Below are 17,056 nucleotides of genomic sequence, written 5' to 3' on the forward strand. Positions count from 1 at the left end.
CTAGGCCGTGGGCGGCTCCAACCGCACCGCAAACCACTGCAAGGTGACCCCGGGGCTGATCTCCAGATCACAGGCCGTGTCGATCAACCGCTGGGCCGCGGAGTCCAGGTCGGGTTGGCCCGCCAGATCGGCCGGCAATTGATCCAGCGAACGCAACCAACCGCACAGCCATGTCAACGTGTCATCGGCGCTGAGCAGCTGCTCGGGCTTGCCGGGCTCCAGCACCACATAGTCGTCAAGGGCACGGATCAGGGGATCAGACATGGAACGGCGCTTTTGGATGCTGCTGATCGGCCTCACCATCCTGCTCAGCGGCGGCCCCGCCTGGGCCCAGGGCAACTTGGAGCAACGGCTGAACAACTGGCCCCAATGGAGCCTGCCGGCACCGTTGCCGCGGCCCTCGAATCAAGACGACCTGATCTACCCCGAGTGGTTCGAAGGGCTCTGGCAGGTGGAGAGCATGGATCTCAATGCCCCAGACGATCCACCGCTGCTGCACCAGGCACGGTTCCAGACCGACCGGCGCGGTCGACTGGTTGGTGATCGCAGCTTCAACGCCACCGCCATCGGTCGTGCCCTGCTTGGCGATCAGCTGCTGGGGGTGGAAGAGGACCCCGACTCGGCCAACCGCCAGATCGCCCGACTCAAAGGGGACCTTTACCTCGAAACCACGGTGACGGGTCGCCGTCAGGAAAGTCCGACCGAGGACACCTTTCTGGCGGATGAATTGGTGCTGCAGATTCTGCACACCCCCGGCGCGCCCCGATTAAGCCGAATCGAAACCCTGAGCCGCTACCACCGTTGCGGCGAAGACATCTGCGCCGAGCAGTGGCAGGCGCGGTACCCCGATCCAGGACAAACGATCACCAACAAAGCCGTCAGCGTTCACCGTTATCAACTCACCATGCGACCGCTCGAGTAAGACAAAAGATTCAGAAGACTGAACAAAAATCAAAACCCCTCGCAGAAATACAACCAGTCCTTTCTGACTTGCATGGCATAGGATTTAGCGATTCTTGCTGTGAAAATCGCGAACTCTTCTTCTCGATCGCGGGCGATGCAGTTGATGGTTGCCTCAAACACATATTGGTCGACGGAGTGATTCAAACGCCTGGCAGCACGCAGATGCTTTGTGGCCATGATTTCTGCCCATTGAGCCGCCATCCGGTAGTAATTCTTCGTTTTCTCCAACATCACCGTTGGGAAATCATTTTTAAATGGTGATCGCTCCCGAACCGAGAAACACTCCCCATCCATGCTCAGCCAGCCGAGGTGCTGATCCGGGTGCTCAGCCAGGGCTTTGTAAGCCTCGGCATGGCGATGGGCATGATTCTCAAAATTATATTCATATTCTTTGACTTCCTCATCGCTCAGATAAGCGAATGCGGTTGGATGTTTCTGCTGCTTGACGTCCAAAATCAAATCGTCATAAGCATGCTCAGTATTCCCAGCAATCAGAACGTAATAACGCCTCAAACCCAGCGAACCCTTTCCCGCTCCGCGACGCTCCGCGACATCAAGAATCTTGTTATGCAGCTCGTTCACCGAAGCAAATTCCTCAGGTATTGTACGCAAGTAGCCCTGAAAAGCCTGCGATATCTTCCTTCGTGTCTCTGCATCGACAGAAGACAATTTCCGTTCAATCACACGAAATTTTCGAACATTCCCGTCGCTCACTTCAGTCCATTTACCGAGCATCCTCTCGCGACTGTATTTTTTTGATGTCTTAGCTAAAAACCTGGAAAGAGGCTTGCAAGTGTTGTGCTGATTGAAGGAGCATGAAAACAAATCAACGCGATCAAAAGACGTAATTGTTTTCAAATATGTCCTCGCAAAAACCCGAATGGCGTTGCTGAGCTCCTTATCATCAAATTTTTTATTTTGCCATGCATCTAAAACCATACTGATACAAAAGCGCCAAATGTCGTACTGGTAATCGGCAACGAGTGCATCGTCATAATCATCAAAACCAAAGGCAACATGGCCAGCATTATTCAAGTAAGCACCCATGTTGTAAACATGGGAGTCGCCTTCAATCCAAGTTCGAGAGAAGGCACTGCCTCCAAAGCGATTGATCTGCCAATCCCCGGCAAAATCAGACCAGAAAAGATGGTTGGAACCTTTGAAAAATGAGTAAGGACCATTTTTCATCTTTTCGAACTTTTCCTACCGAAAAGGAGTTGCTACATCTCGGTTATGATGCTCGAGCGACTCGTAAACTTTGCCTTTCCTGTCGTAACTTTTAGAGGAAAAAATAATGTTCTTCACCCTCAAAAAGATGCGACTTTCCAATTTCTAGCGTCGCAAACCCCTACAGCTGAGGGCTAAAGATAAAGAGTGTCTTCAGAAGCACATGAAGACTTCGTTTCACACCTCTTCGAGGGTTCTTTCCATCAATTTGAGCTCGATCTGGTCGCGCCACTGGAACAAGGGCTGCAATTTGGGATGGTCACTCAGACCTGGCACACCCTTGCCAGCCAGAGCAACACCGGCGGAGGAGGGGAAGCGCAGCAACGACAGCTGAGCTGCCACGGCGATGTCCGCCAGGGTCATGCTGTCGCCCACCAACCATGGGCTGGCCTGTACGGATGTGGCGAGCTGCTCCAGGCTCGCCAGCAGATCGGCCCGCTCCCCCTGGTTCACCAGTTCGGTCACGTTGTTGACCCAGCCGCCGGGGATCGCCCCCATCACCGACCGCACGGGGTCGGGCAGATCGTCGGGCAGCAGGGCGACCCGCAGCTCCGGGTCCAATGCCGCCGCTTGCACCAGAGCCGTGCGACCGGCCATGGCCAGGGTGGTGTCCGCCCAGTCCTCGAGCAGATGCATCTGGGACGCCTGGCGCGGGTCCGTTGGAATCAGGGCTGGATCGGGCTCCCGCTGCTCCAGATGACGGGCGATGGCAGAGGAGTCCGCCAGCACCTGTTCCCCATCCACCAGCACCGGCACCTGCCGCTGTCCAGAGAGGCGGAACACCGCCACCTGGCCGATGCCGGGGGTCACCTCCACCGTGCGGAAACTGAGGCCTTTGGCCTGCAGCGCCATGCGCACCTTCAGACAGAAGGCGGAATGGCGGAATTGATGGAGCTCCAGCATGGCCAATGGATCCATGGGCCCGGCAGAGTAGCCAGCAGATTCCAACCGCCGCTAGCCCATGCGGGAGTTCTTTCTCAACGTCACCCGCTACCCCCGCTATCTGGTGGCCTTCACCCTCGGGGTGATGAATTCCGTCGCTGAGCCCCTGGCCCAGCGACGCAGCAATCCCGTGACCGCCGTGGCCTTGATCGGAGCGCTGATCAGCGGATTCATCAGCCTGAGCCTGGTGTTGCGTGCCATGGTGACCTCAGCACCGATGGCGTGATGGCACAGGGTCGTCGAGTCGAGCGGGTCGCGGCCCTGATCCGCAAGGAAACCAGTGAACTGCTGATCAATGGCATCCGCGATGAACGGGTGCACCAAGGGATGGTGAGCATCACCGACGTGGAAGTCTCTGGGGATCTGCAGCACTGCAAGATCTTCGTAAGCATTTTTGGTGATCAGGCCAGCCAGCCGCAGGTGATGGAGGGGTTGCAGGCCGCCAGCGGTTACCTGCGCGGTGAACTCGGCAGGAGGCTGCAGATGCGCCGCGCGCCGGAAGTGGTGTTCCAGCTGGACCGCGGCATCGAGAAGGGCACCTCCGTACTGGGTCTGCTCAACAAGCTCGAGGATGAGCGCAAGGAGCGAGGGGAGATTCCGGCGGGAAGCGATGAGCTGCCGTCCGAGTGATCCGCTGCAGCGGCAGGTGGCCGAACTGCTGGTGGTGCGCGCCAGCGGCCACCTCGATGATCAGCAACGCCGCTACCCCCAGTGGGAGCTCAGCAACCGCGAACTGCAGCGGCTGTTGAACAGCGGAGTGGGCGGGGTGATCCTGCTGGGCGGCAGCGCCATGGAACTGCAGCAGCGCACCCGCCAGCTGCAGGGCTGGAGCGATCAGCCCCTGCTGCTGTGTGCCGATGTGGAGGAGGGCGTCGGTCAACGCTTTGAAGGGGCGAGCTGGCTGGTGCCCCCCCTGGCTCTGGGGCGACTGCATCAGAACGATCCGGAACAGGCCATCGCCCTGGCGGAGAGTTACGGCCACTGCACCGCAGACCAGGCCAGGCTCTGCGGCTTGAACTGGGTGCTGGGCCCGGTCTGCGACGTCAACAACAATCCGGCCAACCCGGTGATCAACGTGCGGGCATGGGGTGAAGACCCCACAACCGCTGGCGCTCTGGCCGCTGCTTTTCAACGGGGTCTGAGCCGTGGCGGCGTGTTGGGCTGCGCCAAGCACTTCCCGGGCCATGGCGACACCTCCAGCGATTCCCACCTGGACCTGCCGGTGCTGCCCCACAGCCGTGAACGGCTGGAGCAGCTGGAGTTCCCGCCCTTCCGTGCCGCCATCGCCGCCGGGGTCGACAGCGTGATGACCGCCCATCTGCTGCTGCCGCAGCTGGATCCCGAGCAGCCCGCCACCCTGTCGAGCGTCGTGCTCACCGACCTGCTGCGCGGCACGTTGGGCTTCAACGGATTGGTGGTGACGGATGCTCTGGTGATGGAGGCGATCACCGCGCGCCATGGCCCCGCGGAGGCTGCGGTGCTGGCCTTTGAAGCCGGCGCGGATCTCATCCTCATGCCCGCCGATGCCGATGCCGCCATCTCCGGCATCAGCCAGGCCATTGCCCAGGGACGGATCCCGATCCAACGGCTGCATCAGGCTCTGAAACGTCGTCGTGAAGCGCTGGCGAAGGTGCAGCCGCCAGCCCCGGCACTCCCCATACCCACCCCTGAGGAACGGCAGCTGGAGCAGCATTTGGTGGCCGCCAGCCTGGAACAGTCAGGTCCTGCCACCATCCCTGCCGCCGCAGGCATCAACCTCATCCGGGTCGATGCGGCCTGGCCCTGCCCCGCGCTCAACGGTTCAGCCCCGGCCCTGCGCTTACCAGAACAGCAGGGATACCGCAGCGTGGTGGTGCATGGCCTGGGGGTCTCCCCCTGGCAGGACGACCCCGACGCCCCCTTGGCCCTGGAGCGCTTGGGCGATGGCCCGATCGTGCTGCAGCTGTTTTTGCGGGGAAATCCCTTCCGCGGGGAACGCGACCGGCAGGAGCCCTGGTGCGCGGCCGTGCAACAGCTGCAACGGCTGGATCGGCTGGCCGGCTTGATCGTCTATGGCAGTCCCTACCTCTGGGAGGCGCTCCGCTCGATGCTGCACCCCTCGATCCCGGCTGGATTCAGCCCGGGGCAGATGCCGGAAGCGCAGCGCCAACTGCTCAGCCGTCTGCTGCAATCCCAGGCTAAACGCCCTGCGAGCCGCGACTTCACCGACTGAGCGGCCTAACCTCCCGCCAACCCGAGCCGCCGGCGATGCTCAGCTTCTCCATGATCGTGCGCAACGAGGAGGCGCGGCTGGCGGATTGCCTGGCCTCTGTGCGGGAGCTTGCGGACGAGATGGTTGTGGTGGATACCGGCTCCACCGACGCCACCATCGCCGTGGCCGAAGCGGCCGGTGCTCGCGTGGAACAGGTTGAATGGCCAGGCGATTTCGCCCCCGCCCGCAACACAGCCCTCACCTTTCTCAACGGGGACTGGGTGCTGGTGCTGGATGCCGATGAACAGCTGCGACCGGAGGTGATCCCCAGCCTCAAGGCCTTGATGGCCCAGCCCGATGTGCTGGTGATCAATCTGCTGCGTTACGAGGTGGGGGCCGCCATGGCGCCCTACTCCAGTGTCAGCCGTCTGTTCCGCCGCCATCCCGCCATCCGCTGGAGCCGGCCGTATCACTCGATGATCGACGACAGCGTCGGCGAGCTGCTGGCCAGCGAACCCCAATGGCGCATCGCCGACTGCAGCGAACCAGCCATCCTTCACGACGGCTACCGGCCGGAACTGCTGGCCGGCACCGACAAAGCCGAGCGCTTGCGCCAGGCCATGCAGAGCGAATTGGACACCCGGCCTGGTGATCCCTACGCCAGCGCCAAGCTCGGTGGACTGATGATCAGCGAAGGACAGCACGACCAGGCCATCCCGCTGCTGCGCCGCGGCCTGGATCAAGCCACAGGCGACAGCGCGGAACGGTACGAGTTGCTGCTGCACCTGGGTCTGGCCCTCACTCCCAGAGATCCGAGCGGTGCCGTGGCCTGTTATCGCCAGGCTCTGGACATTCCCCTCGATGCCCGGATCAGCCTCGGGGCACGCCTCAACCTGGCGGCCCGGCTGATGGAGCAAGGCGAGCTCGATGAAGCCATCGCTCTCACCCAGACCGCCACCCAGCGGGCCCCGGAAGTGGCCCTCGGTTGGTACAACCTCGGCCTGATGCTGCGCCGCCGCGGCGACATCGCAGCGGCCCTTGAGGCCTACAGCCGCGCTGTGGAGCTCGACCCCGATAACGCGGCCTGCCATCAGAACCGCGCCGTCGCGCTGCTGCTGGGGGGTGACATCGAAGGGGCGCGCGCCGCCTTCCGCACCGCGATCACCCTGCTGGAGACCCAGGGGCGACCCGTCGATGCCCAGGCCCTGCGCAGCAAGGCCCAGGGCATCGTCAAGCTGGACATGGAGCCCATCGCTTGAGCCAGCCGCTGCAGAACTGCACGGTGGTGGTGACCCGCGCCGCCGACCAACAGGGAGAAGCCAGGCGCCTGCTGCAAGCCCAGGGTGCGCAGGTGCTCGACCTCCCCGCTCTGGTGATCGGCCCCCCGGACGACTGGCGCCCCCTGGACGATGCCCTGGCGGAGCTGGAGGAGTTTCACTGGCTGGTGGTATCCAGCGCCAATGGGGTGCAGGCGGTGGAACAGCGCTTGCAACGCCAGGGGGGCAGCCTGTTGCGGCGACCGGCCAACCTGCGCATCGCCGCCGTTGGTCGCAAAACCGCCAGAGCCCTTGACGATCTCGGCGCAGAGGCGGATTTCGTGCCGCCAAGCTTCGTGGCCGACAGCCTGATCGAACACTTTCCCGTGTCCGGCTATGGCCTGCGGATGCTCCTGCCGAGGGTGCAAAGCGGTGGCAGAACCGTGCTGGCGGAGGCCTTCGGGGAAGCGGGGGTGAGGGTGGTTGAAGTGGCGGCCTATGAGTCCCGCTGCCCCGACGCCATGCCGGATGGCACCGCCGATGCCCTGGCGGCTGGAACCGTGGACGCGCTGCTGTTCAGCAGCGGCAAGACGGCCGCCCACACGGCACAACTGCTGCTGCAGCGCTTCGGGCCAGGCTGGGAAGAGCGGCTGGCCTCGTCGAAGATCGTGTCCATCGGCCCCCAGACCAGCCAGAGCTGCCGCCAGTCGTTCGGTCGCGTCGATGGGGAAGCCGATCCCCATGACCTGGAGGGGCTGGTGGACGCCTGCTGCCGGCTACTGAGGTGAACGGCATCAGCCGAGGCAGACGGCCTCCTGCGGTTCGCCATCCTGTGCCAGCTGCAGGCAGCCCCGCTGCACATCAATGTCCAGCACCGACCAGGTCTCCGGCAGCACCCGCAGATCATCCGCTGCACATCGGCCATCGATGCCGATGCAGAGCACGGCACTGCCGGAGGCGGACTGAACCAGAGCGCGGCGCTGTTGACCCACCAGCATCACGCCGGTCAGCGTCAGCCCGGAGTTTGTTGAAGCGGTTGCAGCGTCAGACAACCCTGGCAAAGGTTGGAAGGGATCCGGCCGGCCGGCCGGTGCCGCTTCACGGACCTGCTGCACCGATGGCAAGGGGATCAGACCCAGATCCGGGGGCGCCGTCGCGATCGGTGCGGGAGGCTCCATCTCAGGGGTTGCCGCTGGAGCCGGGGCGGTGCTGGACGTCGGAGGTTCAGACCCACCGAAGGCGGCCAGGGCCAGTACAGCAGCCAGCAGGCCTGCCTCAGCTCCCCTTTTCCACCAGATCCCGGAAACGATCAAGGTTGGCCTGCAGCTCCTTCGTCACAATCCCCCCCAGGATGCTGGGCTCCATCAACGGTGCCAAGACCATCGGCAATTCGTAGCTGACGCTGAGCTTCACCACGGTGCGATCACCGGGCTCGGGATAGAAGCGAACTGCACCTTTGGTGGGAAGTCCGCCAACAGATTCCCAGTGCAGCTGCTGCGCCTCCACCCGCTGCGTGATCCGCGCTTTCCAGTGGAAGCGAAATCCCTGGGCCGCCAGGGTCCAGTCGGTGAGATCCGGATCCTCGAGGGTCTTCACCGATTCGATCCAGCGCATCCACTTGGGCATGGCCTCGAGATCGCTCCACACGGCCCAGACCCGATCCACAGGGGCCTGAACATCCGTGGTGACGGAGTGGTCGAGCCAGCGTCCCATCAAGCCACAGCTGCGTTGGTGGCGAGCCTAACTGGCTGATCCAGGATGGCGGCTGCCGCCAGATGGCCACTCATCGTGGCGCCTTCCATCGAATCGATGTAGTCCTGGCGGGTGTAACTGCCAGCCAGGAAGAAGTTCTGAATCGGCGTGCGCTGATCAGGGCGGTAGGGCTCCATGCCCGGAGCCTCGCGGTAGAGCGACTGCGCCAGCTTCACCACGTTGCTCCAGGTGAGCTTGAGATCGCGAGCAGAAGGGAACAAGGCACGCACCTGGCGATCGGTGTGGGCCACGATCTCGTCCACGGATTTGGGAATCCAGGGATCACCGGGGGTCAGCACACACTGCAGCAGGGACCCCTCTCCCTCCTTGCGGTAATCCTCCGGACTGGCCAGGGCCAGATCCGCAAAGCAGCTGAAATCCGCATCAGCGGTATACAGCAGATTGTTCAGACCGGTTGGCGTCGCCACATCCCGGCGCTGGGCGTCCTGCGATTCACCCAGTTCCGTCACCCAGCCGTCGTAACGAAGCTGCACCGTGGCCACGGGAACCGCCTCCAGTTGATGGATGGCATCGAACTGGGGGAAGCGACGCCAGTCGTCCGGCAACAGCTTCTGGATCCCGGGCACATCGCAGGCGGCGAGATAGGCGTCAGCCTCCACACGGATGTCTCCCTCCGGTGTGCCCAGCTGCAGAGCGGTCACCTCGGGGGTGTCGCCATCGCTGTACTCCACCTGCTTCACCCGGTGGCGCAGATGCAAGGTGCCGCCGCGCTGCTGGATGTAATCGAGGATCGGACCGGTGAGCCAACGGTGCGGCGATCCCTTGAGCAAATTGAGTTTGGAGGCTTCGGTCTTGGACGCAAACATCATGAAGATGGTGAGCATGCAGCGGGCCGAAATCGCCTCGCAATCGATGAACCCCAGCGCATAGGCGATCGGGTTCCACATGCGACGGATGCTTTCCGGGCTCCCGCCGTGGCCCACGAACCAATCCTGGAAGCTGACGGAATCCAACGCACGGATGGTGCGCATCGCCCCCTCGTAATCCACCAGGCCCCGCACGATCGGGCTCGTCCCCAGGGCCAGGGCATTGCGCAGCTTGTCGATCCAGCTGAGCTGTGGCGTGGTGAAGAACGCCTTGAGGCCGTTGAAGGGAGCCCCGATCGGGAAGCGGAAATCCAGTTCCCGCAGGTCACCACCCTCGTTCACGAACAGGTGGGTGTGCTGCTTGGGCAGCAGGTTTTCAAAGGCGCCCACCTTCCGCATCAAGGCGAAGAGATTGGCGTAATTGAAAAAGAACACATGCAACCCCATTTCGATGTGGTTGCCGCCGTCATCAACCCAACTGCCCACCTTGCCGCCCATGAACGGGCGAGCCTCATAGAGATTCACCTTATGCCCGGCATCCACCAGGTCCACCGCAGCGGAGAGGCCCGCGAGACCGGAACCGACAATCGCGACCCGCACCTTGTGGTGTGCAACTGATGGCGACTCTATGTATCAGGCTCCATAAAGTGAGGACATGAGCCTGCGTCATCAATGACCTCAACCACCAGCCCAGCGCCGGCCCACACCGCCAAGGACGGCAAGGGCATCCTGATCACGGAACCCGCCATGCAGCAGCTGGCCAAGCTCTGTCGTGAGCAGGGCGATCAACAGGTGCTGCGGGTGGGGGTCCGCTCCGGGGGCTGCAGCGGCATGAGCTACACGATGGACTTCGTGCCGGCCTCCGACACCCTCGAAGACGACGAGACCTACGACTACGTCGCCGCCAACGGCCAGGGCTTCCGCGTGATCTGCGACCCCAAGAGCCTGCTGTACATCTACGGCATGCAACTGGACTTCAGCACCGCTCTGATCGGCGGAGGCTTCAACTTCACCAACCCCAACGCCAGTCAGACCTGCGGTTGCGGCAGCTCCTTCGCGGTGTGACCCAACGGCGCCGCGTGGGAATCTGAGGAGTGTTCAGCACGCGTCGCCATGGAGTCCAGCCAGGAGAACCTGTTTGACCAGGCCATGGCCCGTTATCAGGCCGGAGCCAGAGCCGCCGAGATCCTGCCCGACTTCCTCAAGATCACCGAGATGGCGCCTCGCCAGGCCGCAGGCTGGACCTGCCTGGCCTGGCTGCAACTGCTCTGCGACCAACCCGAGGAGGCCCTGCGCTCGGCACGGTTCGCGGTGAAGCTCAGCCCCCAGGATCCCCAGGCCCGCATCAACCTGAGCCTGGCGTTGCTGGAGACGGATTCCAAGGGTGTGCGCGATCAGATCCAGATGGTGCAGCAGGTGCTGACCATGGCCCCCCAGATTTCCGATGACCTCAAAGGTGCCCTCGAGGACGGTCTGGTGCGGCGCCCGGGCTGGAAAGCGCTCGAAAAAGTGAAGTCCTGGCTCAACTTCTGACCCATCTCGCGGCGGCGCATCCGATCCATGGGACAGATCCTGCTGCTGAGCAACGGTCACGGTGAAGACGTCTCCGGCGCGCTGATCGGTCAGGCCCTTCAGTCCCTGGGGCATAGCGTTCAGGCCCTGCCACTGGCGGGGCTGGGCCGTCCCTACCAACAGGCCGGCATTGCCCTGCTGGGGCGCAGCCACGAATTCAGCACCGGAGGCATCGGCTACACCAGCCTGCGCGGGCGGCTGACGGAACTGGTGCAAGGGCAGATCCTCTACCTGTTGCGACGCCTGCTGCGGCTGCTGCGCCACAGCCATCGCTTCGATCTGATCGTGGTGGTGGGGGATGTCATCCCGGTGATCGCCGCCTGGCTGACCCGCAGGCCGGTGGCCACCTATCTCGTGGCCTATTCGAGCCACTACGAAGGACGGCTGCGTTTGCCCTGGCCCTGCGGCGAACTCCTGGCCACCCCTCGCTTCCAGGCGGTGTTCAGCCGGGACCAGCTCACGGCGGACGACCTCACCACCCAGCTGCAACGTTCGGTGCGCTTCGTCGGAAACCCGTTCATGGACCCCGTGCTGGCGCCAGCCGCAGCGCTGCCCACCGCCCGGCAACGCATCGGACTGCTGCCCGGCAGTCGCCGGCCGGAACTGGAGCACAACCTGCTGCTGCTGCTGCAATTGATCGAGAAGCTCCCCGTCGCTGCGGAGCTGAGCGTGGATCTGGCCCTGGTGGCGAGCCTGGAGGACACAGCCCTGCAGGCTCTGGCCGGCAGCGTCGGCTGGCGTCTGGAGCAGGGGGTGCTGAGCCGAGAAGACACCGTGCCGATCACCTTGCGGCGCGACGCCTTCCAATCCGTGCTGCAACACAGCGATCTGGTCATCGGCATGGCCGGCACAGCGATTGAACAGGCCATCGGCCTGGCCAAACCCGCTCTGCAACTTCCAGGGGAAGGCCCCCAGTTCACCGCCCGGTTTGCGGAGGCACAGCGCCGGTTGCTGGGGCCAACGGTTTTCTGTGCCCCCGGCGACGCCGGTTCCCGCGACAACATCGCAGCCACAGCTGCGCTGGCGCTGGACTTGCTGAACCGCTCCCGCAGTGATCAGGAGCTGCACGAGCAGTGCCGCCGCGAAGCCAGCCGCCGTCTCGGAACAGCCGGGGGAGGCACAAGAATGGCAGCAGCCATCAGCGAACTCCTGCCATGAGTGCGTTCTCGGAACCGAGCTGGAAACGCTGGCTGGATCGGCTGCTGATGCTCAACGTGCTCGTGGTGATCCTCGGCGCCGGCTTCTTCGGGGTCGCCGTTGCGGCCCAGACCCAGGGCCGCAATGCACCGATGGATCTGTTTCAGACCCTGTGGCAGCCCCTGTTCACCCCGGCCATCAGCCTGCTGATCATGGCGGCCCTGGTGAGCGGAATTCTCAGCTGGTGGCAGCGGCGAGTGCTGAAGGCAGGTCGGGATAGCGGAAGTTGAACCCGAGGCTCTCCAGCCGCTCGGATTGCACCTGCTGGCCCTCAAGCACCACCTTGGCGCCATCTCCGAGCAGCACCTGCAGCACCGGGCCCGGGACGGGCAACAGGCTGGGACGGCCCAGACTGCGGCCGAGTTCCCGGGCGAACGCCGTCATCGACACCGGCTCGGGGGCGACGCCATTGACCACACCGGACCAGGACGTGTCCTCCAGGCCCCGCTGAATCAGGGCGCAGAGGTCACTGCGATGAATCCAACTCATCCATTGCTGGCCGGAACCGATCGGCCCACCGAAGCCGGCGCGGAACACCGGCAGCATCTTGCCGAGGGCACCACCACCGGCCGCGATCACGATGCCGATCCGCACGGTCACCAGACGGGTTGCGGCAGGAACCGCCGCAGCCGCTGCCTCCCAGCGTTCACACAACGACGCCAGAAAATCGGAACCGGCGGCACTGGACTCCTGGAAGCAGGCGTCGGGACTGGTGCCGTAAAACCCGATGGCGGACGCGTTCACCAGCACCTGGGGTGAAGCCGGCAGGGCGGCCATCGCCTCCACCAGCAGACGTGTGGTGTCCAGTCGACTGTTCTCGAGGAGCTTCAGGTGGGCGGCGGTCCAGCGCTGCTCGGCGATCGGCTCCCCCGCCAGATTCACCACACCATCCGCCTGCGTGAGGGCGTCCTTCAGGGAGGGCTCCTGCCAGCTGGCGGGCTGGGCCGGGTCAAGCTGCAGCCAGGCCATGCGCCCATCGCTGCGTTCCGCCTCGTAACCCCGGGGAAGACGACGGCTGACGATGGTGACCTGATGGCCGGATTGAATCAGCTGAGGAACCAGTTCCCTGCCGACAAATCCAGTGCATCCCAGCAGCAGCAGTCGCATGGGTCCTTGAGATGTGCGTCGGGGAGGCTAGGGCGAATCGATCGTGTACGGGCTTTAGCCTGATCCCATTCCCTGCCTGCCCAGATGGCCGAAACCGACACCAAGGCCCCCGCCAAGGCCAAACCGGCGGCTCTGCGCAAGGGCGCCCTGGTGAAAGTGAACCGTGCGGCCTACAGCGCCAGCCTGGAAGCCTCCGCCAGCGACTCGACAGCACCGGATTACATCTTTGAAGGTCCTGGGGAGCTGCTGCTGGTGAAAGGGGACTATGGCCAGGTGCGTTGGAACCGTCCGGTCCCGGATGTGTGGCTGCGCATGGATCAGTTGGAATCCTGCGGCTGAGTCAGGGCACCCTCCACAAGCTTCACCGCCGTCGGCACGCTGCTGATGGCGGAGGGCAAACGCCAGACGGCACCGCCCAGAACTGCACTGAGGTCGGCCAGGGCCACCAGAACGCCGTTGTTCTGCTGGGAAGCGGCCTGATCCGCCACCGTTGAAGCGGCCCAGGGCATCCAGCCCGCGAGGAGCACCACGCTCCGGTACGCCGCAGGCCAGGGGCTCTGCGGGTCTAAACGCTGCAGAGCGGCGAACTGGTCAGCCGCTTCCCCGGGACGGTTGGCCAGCACCGCCAGGAGGGCCAGACTCCAGCGTGCCTGTGCATCTTCAGGGTTGATGGCGAGCTGCTGCTGCGCCTGCCCTGCCACCTGCTGCCGATAGAGAAAATGGCCATCCAGCATGTGCTCCACGGCCACAGCGGAGAAGACCGGATCCAGGCCGGAAGGACCTGCCGCCAGACCAGCGGCCAAAGCAGGAAACGCAGCGGCAAATCCAAGCGATGCCGGTCGATCCGAACGGCGGCGCCAAAGGGAATAACTGCCTCCTTTCGGGCGCGGGAAGCGCTGCACCTGCTCAAACACACCGCTGCTGCGAACGGCACGGTCCAGCTTGCGAGCTGCCTTGCGGACCGAGCCCTGATCCCCCTCCGACAGCACCACCCACTCGGCCCGCGCCAGGACCGGAGCCCGGTCACGGCGGCTGCCCCCCAGCTGGCGACCGACGAGCCGGCCTCCGCCGCGACGGCCATAGAAGCTGACGTTGTGCTGGTTGAGATCCGGTGTGCTCGGCACCACGATCACCGTGCGGGGCTCCGCCGCAGGATCCGCACCACCGGCGGCCTGCACCAGGGCCTGCAGAGGCCCCCGCGGCCGATCCTGCAGGCGCTCCCACTGATGGCTCCACCCCGCCGGGACACAGGCCAGAAGCCCGATGCCCAGGAGGGGGCTGGTCCAGCGGGGACGCCACTGCCGCAACCAGAGCCCCCATTGCCACCAGCCGCGACTGAGCAGCAGCAGCAACGCCGGCAGCAACGGCGCGATGTAGCGATCGCCCTTGTTGGGGCTGAGGCTGGTGAGCAGCCAGGCCGCCAGCAGGTTGATCACCAGCCAGCTCCAGCACCAGCCGTCGTCACCTGAAGTGCGGGAGCGCTGAACCCACCAGAGCACCAGGCCGGAGACGCCCACCACCAACAGCACCAGTCCCAGCTGCTCCGGCAACAGCCTCGGATACCACAACCAACCCTCCAGGCTCAGCAGTCCAGGGTCTCCCTCACGGGCGGCGGACTCGAACACCGCGCGATTGGTGCCTCCAAGGCTGGTGATCCAGTTGTGCCGAAGCCAGGGCAAGACCATGGCTGATCCAAGCAGCGGCAGCACCAGGGCCTGTCGCCGCCACACCCCCCGGCGTCGCAAGGCGATCCAGGCAGCCCAGAGTCCAGCCGGTGCCAGCGCCAGCAGGGCGCTCTGCTTCACCAGCGCCGCCGCCAGGGCCGCAACGGTCGCCCAACACACCTGGCCCCAACGTCCACCGGTGCTGGGATCACACCAGACGGCCAACCGCCAGAGCGCCAAGGTGACCATCGCCGCCAGGGGCATCTCCAGCACATAGTCCGTTCGGAGATCCAGCAGCGCCGGCGTCAGAGCCGTCAGCAGACAGGCCAGCAGAGCCAGGCCTTCACCCCGAAGCCGATACCCCCAACCAGCCACGGCCAGTAGCAACAGTCCATGCCAGAGGCTGAGGCTCCAGGCGGCATCCGCCGGGGCATCGCCGCTCACGGCCATCACGGTGCCATTCACCAGGGAGGCCAGCGGTGGAATCTTGGGGGAGAGATCCAGCAGGGCCGACCAACCGTTCCAACCTCCGCCGGGCAGCAGCCCAAGGGCCCGGCCATGGTCGAGGGCACTGTTGAGATAGTCCGCCTGATCCCAGGCGGGGACACCGGTCTGCTGCATCCACCACAGACGATCAACCGCCGTGGCCAGCAGCCAGATCATGGCCACCCCAAGTCCGAGACGACGGCTCATGCGATCTCCAGGCGCCGGTGCTCATCCTGCAAGCGTTGGCGCCGCTGCTTGGCTTCCCGCAACATCTCCCGGCCATCGTGGAGGTAGTTGTCCACGTAACCCATGGTGTAGCGCTCCAGCTCCGCCAGGGCGTCCTCCACTTCCGAGAAGCAGTGGTAAATGCTCAAACCAAAGCCACGGGCCGCCGCAGGGGTGGGCAGGCTCTGAAACAGTTCCTTGACGCGTTCCATCCGACGGCTACTGCTTTCCAGGTAACGGCAGAAGTCCTCCATCAAGGCGTCGTCATAGGGATCAGCCGAGAGGGCCTTGAGCTGCTTGGGGAAGGGATTGATCACCTCACCCAGCAGCCGGTCGATGGGCGCATAAACCTGCCGTAACCAGCGCACCAGGGCGTCATCGGCCTGAACCGCGCGGTCGTGGCCCGTTGCCGCCCGCCGCAGATCCCGGGCCGCTGTTCCAGCGGCGGCGGCGGCGGTGATCCGGCTGCGGTCGTGGGCGCGGCGCCGCTCCGGATCACCGAGAACCTCCCAGGCGGCATTGAGGGCGAGCATGCGCTGGTCGTCGCCACCGGCATCGGGGTGGTGCTGCTTCACCAGGCGTCGATAGGCCGCCTTGATCTCAGCGGCGCTGGCGCTGCTGCTCACCCCAAGCTCGGCATAGGGATCGGCCATCGGTTCCCGTCTCTGCTCCCATCGTCACAGCATCGGGTCCTGACGTGCGGGCATCGGGGCGGCGCCACTGAACATCGGTGTGGAGAGATAACGCTCGCCGTAGCTGGCGAGCATCACCACCACGCGCCGTCCCTGCAGCTCGGGCCGCTGTCCCAACCGCAGAGCCGCAGCCACGGCAGCACCACTGCTGATCCCACAGAGCAGGCCCTCCTCTCGGGCCAGCCGACGGCCCACGTCCATGGCCTCCTCGTCGGACACGGTCATGACCGCATCGATCAGATCAAGATCGAGCACCGCAGGGACGAACCCGGCACCGATGCCCTGAATGCGATGGGCGCCTGGCGCCTGGCCTGACAACACAGCACTACCAGCCGGCTCCACCGCCACCACCTGCAAATCCGGTTGGCGCTGCTTCAGCAACCGCGCACAACCGGTGATGGTGCCGCCGGTGCCGACGCCGGCCACCAGGGCATCCAGCTGGCCGTCACAGTCGTACCAGATCTCTTCAGCGGTGGTGCGCTCGTGCACCGCAGGGTTCGCCGGGTTGTCGAATTGCTGCAACAGATAGGCCTCAGGGATCTCCTCCACCAACTCCTTCGCCAGGGCAATGGCTCCAGCCATGCCCTGGGCACCATCGGTGAGCTGCAGCTCAGCGCCGTAGGCGCGCAGCATCGAACGCCGTTCAGTGCTCATCGTGTCCGGCATGGTGAGGATGAGCCGATAGCCCCGAGCGGCGGCGACCATCGCCAGGGCAATACCGGTGTTACCGCTGGTGGGCTCCACCAGCACGGTTCGTCCCGGCTGAATCGTGCCCTCCTGTTCCGCTGCCAGCACCATGGCGCTGGCAATTCGATCCTTCACCGAAGCCGAGGGATTGAAGCTTTCCAGCTTGGCGACCACATCGGCCCCACAGCCAAACTGCGCTGGAAGGCGGTTGAGACGAACCAGGGGCGTGCCTCCGATCAGGCCAGTGATATCGGAGGCGATGGCCATG

General features: G+C 64.4%; 21 protein-coding genes. 11 read left to right on the forward strand and 10 right to left on the reverse strand.

The annotated features are described in order from the left end of the window. A complete protein-coding gene (locus tag SynA1528_RS11475; protein WP_186586846.1) occupies positions 1-264 on the reverse strand; it encodes a CRR7 family NDH-1 assembly protein in 264 nt (87 codons plus the stop codon). On the opposite strand from SynA1528_RS11475, the gene SynA1528_RS11480 reads away from it, so the two are divergent. After that, entirely contained in the window at positions 263-922 is a 660-nt protein-coding gene (locus SynA1528_RS11480) for a DUF6816 family protein (RefSeq protein ID WP_186586847.1), read from the forward strand. The genes SynA1528_RS11475 and SynA1528_RS11480 overlap by 2 nt on opposite strands. Before the next feature lie 29 nt (positions 923-951). On the opposite strand, the gene SynA1528_RS11485 is transcribed toward SynA1528_RS11480, so the two are convergent. Then, a complete protein-coding gene (locus SynA1528_RS11485) occupies positions 952-2,151 on the reverse strand; it encodes a DUF2252 family protein (protein ID WP_186586848.1) in 1,200 nt (399 codons plus the stop codon). A 216-nt stretch (positions 2,152-2,367) separates the two neighbouring features. Then, a complete protein-coding gene (locus SynA1528_RS11490) occupies positions 2,368-3,093 on the reverse strand; it encodes a glutathione S-transferase family protein (protein WP_186588450.1) in 726 nt (241 codons plus the stop codon). 58 nt (positions 3,094-3,151) lie between these two features. On the opposite strand from SynA1528_RS11490, the gene SynA1528_RS11495 reads away from it, so the two are divergent. From SynA1528_RS11495 to SynA1528_RS11515, 5 genes are read left to right on the forward strand one after another with little or no spacing between them, the layout of a single operon-like run. Next, positions 3,152-3,358 carry a DUF751 family protein gene (locus tag SynA1528_RS11495; RefSeq protein ID WP_186586849.1) on the forward strand — a complete coding sequence of 69 codons (207 nt, stop codon included), beginning with the start codon at positions 3,152-3,154 and terminating at the stop codon, positions 3,356-3,358. After that, on the forward strand, positions 3,358-3,762 hold the full coding sequence (gene rbfA, locus SynA1528_RS11500) for a 30S ribosome-binding factor RbfA (RefSeq protein WP_186586850.1): 405 nt from the start codon (positions 3,358-3,360) through the stop codon (positions 3,760-3,762). The genes SynA1528_RS11495 and rbfA overlap by 1 nt, the downstream gene beginning before the upstream one ends. Beyond that, positions 3,743-5,344 (forward strand): glycoside hydrolase family 3 N-terminal domain-containing protein, encoded by a 1,602-nt coding sequence (locus tag SynA1528_RS11505; RefSeq protein ID WP_186586851.1) that lies wholly within the window; start codon positions 3,743-3,745, stop codon positions 5,342-5,344. The genes rbfA and SynA1528_RS11505 overlap by 20 nt, the downstream gene beginning before the upstream one ends. A gap of 35 nt (positions 5,345-5,379) precedes the next feature. Continuing rightward, complete coding sequence (locus SynA1528_RS11510) at positions 5,380-6,582, forward strand: glycosyltransferase (RefSeq protein ID WP_186586852.1); 1,203 nt, start codon at positions 5,380-5,382, stop codon at positions 6,580-6,582. Beyond that, positions 6,579-7,367, forward strand: coding sequence for a uroporphyrinogen-III synthase (locus tag SynA1528_RS11515; RefSeq protein ID WP_186586853.1), 789 nt, complete (start codon positions 6,579-6,581; stop codon positions 7,365-7,367). The genes SynA1528_RS11510 and SynA1528_RS11515 overlap by 4 nt, the downstream gene beginning before the upstream one ends. Positions 7,368-7,373: 6 nt before the next feature. Here SynA1528_RS11515 and SynA1528_RS11520 read toward each other — a convergent pair whose 3' ends face one another. From SynA1528_RS11520 to zds, 3 genes are read right to left on the reverse strand one after another with little or no spacing between them, the layout of a single operon-like run. Continuing rightward, a complete protein-coding gene (locus SynA1528_RS11520; protein WP_186586854.1) occupies positions 7,374-7,892 on the reverse strand; it encodes a hypothetical protein in 519 nt (172 codons plus the stop codon). Then, positions 7,855-8,292: an SRPBCC family protein gene (locus SynA1528_RS11525; RefSeq protein ID WP_186586855.1), complete on the reverse strand. Its 438-nt coding sequence runs from the start codon at positions 8,290-8,292 to the stop codon at positions 7,855-7,857. Before SynA1528_RS11525 ends, SynA1528_RS11520 begins: the two co-directional genes overlap by 38 nt. Beyond that, positions 8,292-9,758, reverse strand: coding sequence for a 9,9'-di-cis-zeta-carotene desaturase (zds, locus tag SynA1528_RS11530; protein ID WP_186586856.1), 1,467 nt, complete (start codon positions 9,756-9,758; stop codon positions 8,292-8,294). The genes SynA1528_RS11525 and zds overlap by 1 nt, the downstream gene beginning before the upstream one ends. A 72-nt stretch (positions 9,759-9,830) precedes the next feature. On the opposite strand from zds, the gene SynA1528_RS11535 reads away from it, so the two are divergent. Genes SynA1528_RS11535 through SynA1528_RS11550 form a run of 4 tightly spaced genes read left to right on the forward strand, consistent with a single transcriptional unit; the run spans position 9,831 to position 12,157 of the window. Next, positions 9,831-10,223: a HesB/IscA family protein gene (locus tag SynA1528_RS11535; RefSeq protein WP_186586857.1), complete on the forward strand. Its 393-nt coding sequence runs from the start codon at positions 9,831-9,833 to the stop codon at positions 10,221-10,223. Between the two features lie 48 nt (positions 10,224-10,271). Continuing rightward, positions 10,272-10,691: a tetratricopeptide repeat protein gene (locus SynA1528_RS11540; RefSeq protein ID WP_186586858.1), complete on the forward strand. Its 420-nt coding sequence runs from the start codon at positions 10,272-10,274 to the stop codon at positions 10,689-10,691. A 27-nt stretch (positions 10,692-10,718) separates the two neighbouring features. Then, positions 10,719-11,888 carry a lipid-A-disaccharide synthase-related protein gene (locus SynA1528_RS11545; protein ID WP_186586859.1) on the forward strand — a complete coding sequence of 390 codons (1,170 nt, stop codon included), beginning with the start codon at positions 10,719-10,721 and terminating at the stop codon, positions 11,886-11,888. After that, the gene (locus SynA1528_RS11550; protein ID WP_186586860.1) at positions 11,885-12,157 is read left to right on the forward strand and encodes a DUF8620 family protein; all 273 of its coding nucleotides are present in this window, start codon (positions 11,885-11,887) and stop codon (positions 12,155-12,157) included. Before SynA1528_RS11545 ends, SynA1528_RS11550 begins: the two co-directional genes overlap by 4 nt. Here SynA1528_RS11550 and SynA1528_RS11555 read toward each other — a convergent pair. Then, positions 12,105-13,034, reverse strand: a complete 930-nt coding sequence (locus SynA1528_RS11555) for a TIGR01777 family oxidoreductase (RefSeq protein WP_186586861.1) — start codon at positions 13,032-13,034, stop codon at positions 12,105-12,107. The genes SynA1528_RS11550 and SynA1528_RS11555 overlap by 53 nt on opposite strands. 84 nt (positions 13,035-13,118) lie before the next feature. On the opposite strand from SynA1528_RS11555, the gene SynA1528_RS11560 reads away from it, so the two are divergent. Continuing rightward, on the forward strand, positions 13,119-13,373 hold the full coding sequence (locus SynA1528_RS11560; RefSeq protein ID WP_186586862.1) for an NAD(P)H-quinone oxidoreductase subunit O: 255 nt from the start codon (positions 13,119-13,121) through the stop codon (positions 13,371-13,373). Here the strand turns inward: SynA1528_RS11560 and SynA1528_RS11565 are convergent. Genes SynA1528_RS11565 through cysK form a run of 3 tightly spaced genes read right to left on the reverse strand, consistent with a single transcriptional unit; the run spans position 13,352 to position 17,055 of the window. After that, positions 13,352-15,391: a phospholipid carrier-dependent glycosyltransferase gene (locus SynA1528_RS11565; RefSeq protein WP_186586863.1), complete on the reverse strand. Its 2,040-nt coding sequence runs from the start codon at positions 15,389-15,391 to the stop codon at positions 13,352-13,354. The two genes, SynA1528_RS11560 and SynA1528_RS11565, sit on opposite strands and share 22 nt — an antisense overlap. Next, positions 15,388-16,062 carry a J domain-containing protein gene (locus SynA1528_RS11570; RefSeq protein WP_186586864.1) on the reverse strand — a complete coding sequence of 225 codons (675 nt, stop codon included), beginning with the start codon at positions 16,060-16,062 and terminating at the stop codon, positions 15,388-15,390. The genes SynA1528_RS11565 and SynA1528_RS11570 overlap by 4 nt, the downstream gene beginning before the upstream one ends. A gap of 24 nt (positions 16,063-16,086) precedes the next feature. Continuing rightward, positions 16,087-17,055 carry a cysteine synthase A gene (cysK, locus tag SynA1528_RS11575; RefSeq protein WP_186586865.1) on the reverse strand — a complete coding sequence of 323 codons (969 nt, stop codon included), beginning with the start codon at positions 17,053-17,055 and terminating at the stop codon, positions 16,087-16,089. Position 17,056: the final 1 nt, after the last annotated feature.

This window comes from Synechococcus sp. A15-28 (assembly GCF_014280175.1).
In the GTDB taxonomy this organism is placed as follows: Bacteria; Cyanobacteriota; Cyanobacteriia; order PCC-6307; family Cyanobiaceae; genus Parasynechococcus.

What these genes read in the sequence shown, in the direction of transcription:
- cysK (WP_186586865.1), bottom strand. Translation starts at nt 17,055, where the DNA reads ATGGCCATCGCCTCCGATATCACTGGCCTGATCGGAGGCACGCCCCTG.
- SynA1528_RS11535 (WP_186586857.1), top strand. Translation starts at nt 9,831, where the DNA reads ATGACCTCAACCACCAGCCCAGCGCCGGCCCACACCGCCAAGGACGGC.
- SynA1528_RS11555 (WP_186586861.1), bottom strand. Translation starts at nt 13,034, where the DNA reads ATGCGACTGCTGCTGCTGGGATGCACTGGATTTGTCGGCAGGGAACTG.
- SynA1528_RS11485 (WP_186586848.1), bottom strand. Translation starts at nt 2,151, where the DNA reads ATGAAAAATGGTCCTTACTCATTTTTCAAAGGTTCCAACCATCTTTTC.
- SynA1528_RS11570 (WP_186586864.1), bottom strand. Translation starts at nt 16,062, where the DNA reads ATGGCCGATCCCTATGCCGAGCTTGGGGTGAGCAGCAGCGCCAGCGCC.
- SynA1528_RS11525 (WP_186586855.1), bottom strand. Translation starts at nt 8,292, where the DNA reads ATGGGACGCTGGCTCGACCACTCCGTCACCACGGATGTTCAGGCCCCT.
- SynA1528_RS11560 (WP_186586862.1), top strand. Translation starts at nt 13,119, where the DNA reads ATGGCCGAAACCGACACCAAGGCCCCCGCCAAGGCCAAACCGGCGGCT.
- SynA1528_RS11495 (WP_186586849.1), top strand. Translation starts at nt 3,152, where the DNA reads ATGCGGGAGTTCTTTCTCAACGTCACCCGCTACCCCCGCTATCTGGTG.
- SynA1528_RS11565 (WP_186586863.1), bottom strand. Translation starts at nt 15,391, where the DNA reads ATGAGCCGTCGTCTCGGACTTGGGGTGGCCATGATCTGGCTGCTGGCC.
- SynA1528_RS11475 (WP_186586846.1), bottom strand. Translation starts at nt 264, where the DNA reads ATGTCTGATCCCCTGATCCGTGCCCTTGACGACTATGTGGTGCTGGAG.
- SynA1528_RS11550 (WP_186586860.1), top strand. Translation starts at nt 11,885, where the DNA reads ATGAGTGCGTTCTCGGAACCGAGCTGGAAACGCTGGCTGGATCGGCTG.
- SynA1528_RS11490 (WP_186588450.1), bottom strand. Translation starts at nt 3,093, where the DNA reads ATGCTGGAGCTCCATCAATTCCGCCATTCCGCCTTCTGTCTGAAGGTG.
- SynA1528_RS11545 (WP_186586859.1), top strand. Translation starts at nt 10,719, where the DNA reads ATGGGACAGATCCTGCTGCTGAGCAACGGTCACGGTGAAGACGTCTCC.
- SynA1528_RS11480 (WP_186586847.1), top strand. Translation starts at nt 263, where the DNA reads ATGGAACGGCGCTTTTGGATGCTGCTGATCGGCCTCACCATCCTGCTC.
- SynA1528_RS11510 (WP_186586852.1), top strand. Translation starts at nt 5,380, where the DNA reads ATGCTCAGCTTCTCCATGATCGTGCGCAACGAGGAGGCGCGGCTGGCG.
- SynA1528_RS11540 (WP_186586858.1), top strand. Translation starts at nt 10,272, where the DNA reads ATGGAGTCCAGCCAGGAGAACCTGTTTGACCAGGCCATGGCCCGTTAT.
- SynA1528_RS11505 (WP_186586851.1), top strand. Translation starts at nt 3,743, where the DNA reads ATGAGCTGCCGTCCGAGTGATCCGCTGCAGCGGCAGGTGGCCGAACTG.
- rbfA (WP_186586850.1), top strand. Translation starts at nt 3,358, where the DNA reads ATGGCACAGGGTCGTCGAGTCGAGCGGGTCGCGGCCCTGATCCGCAAG.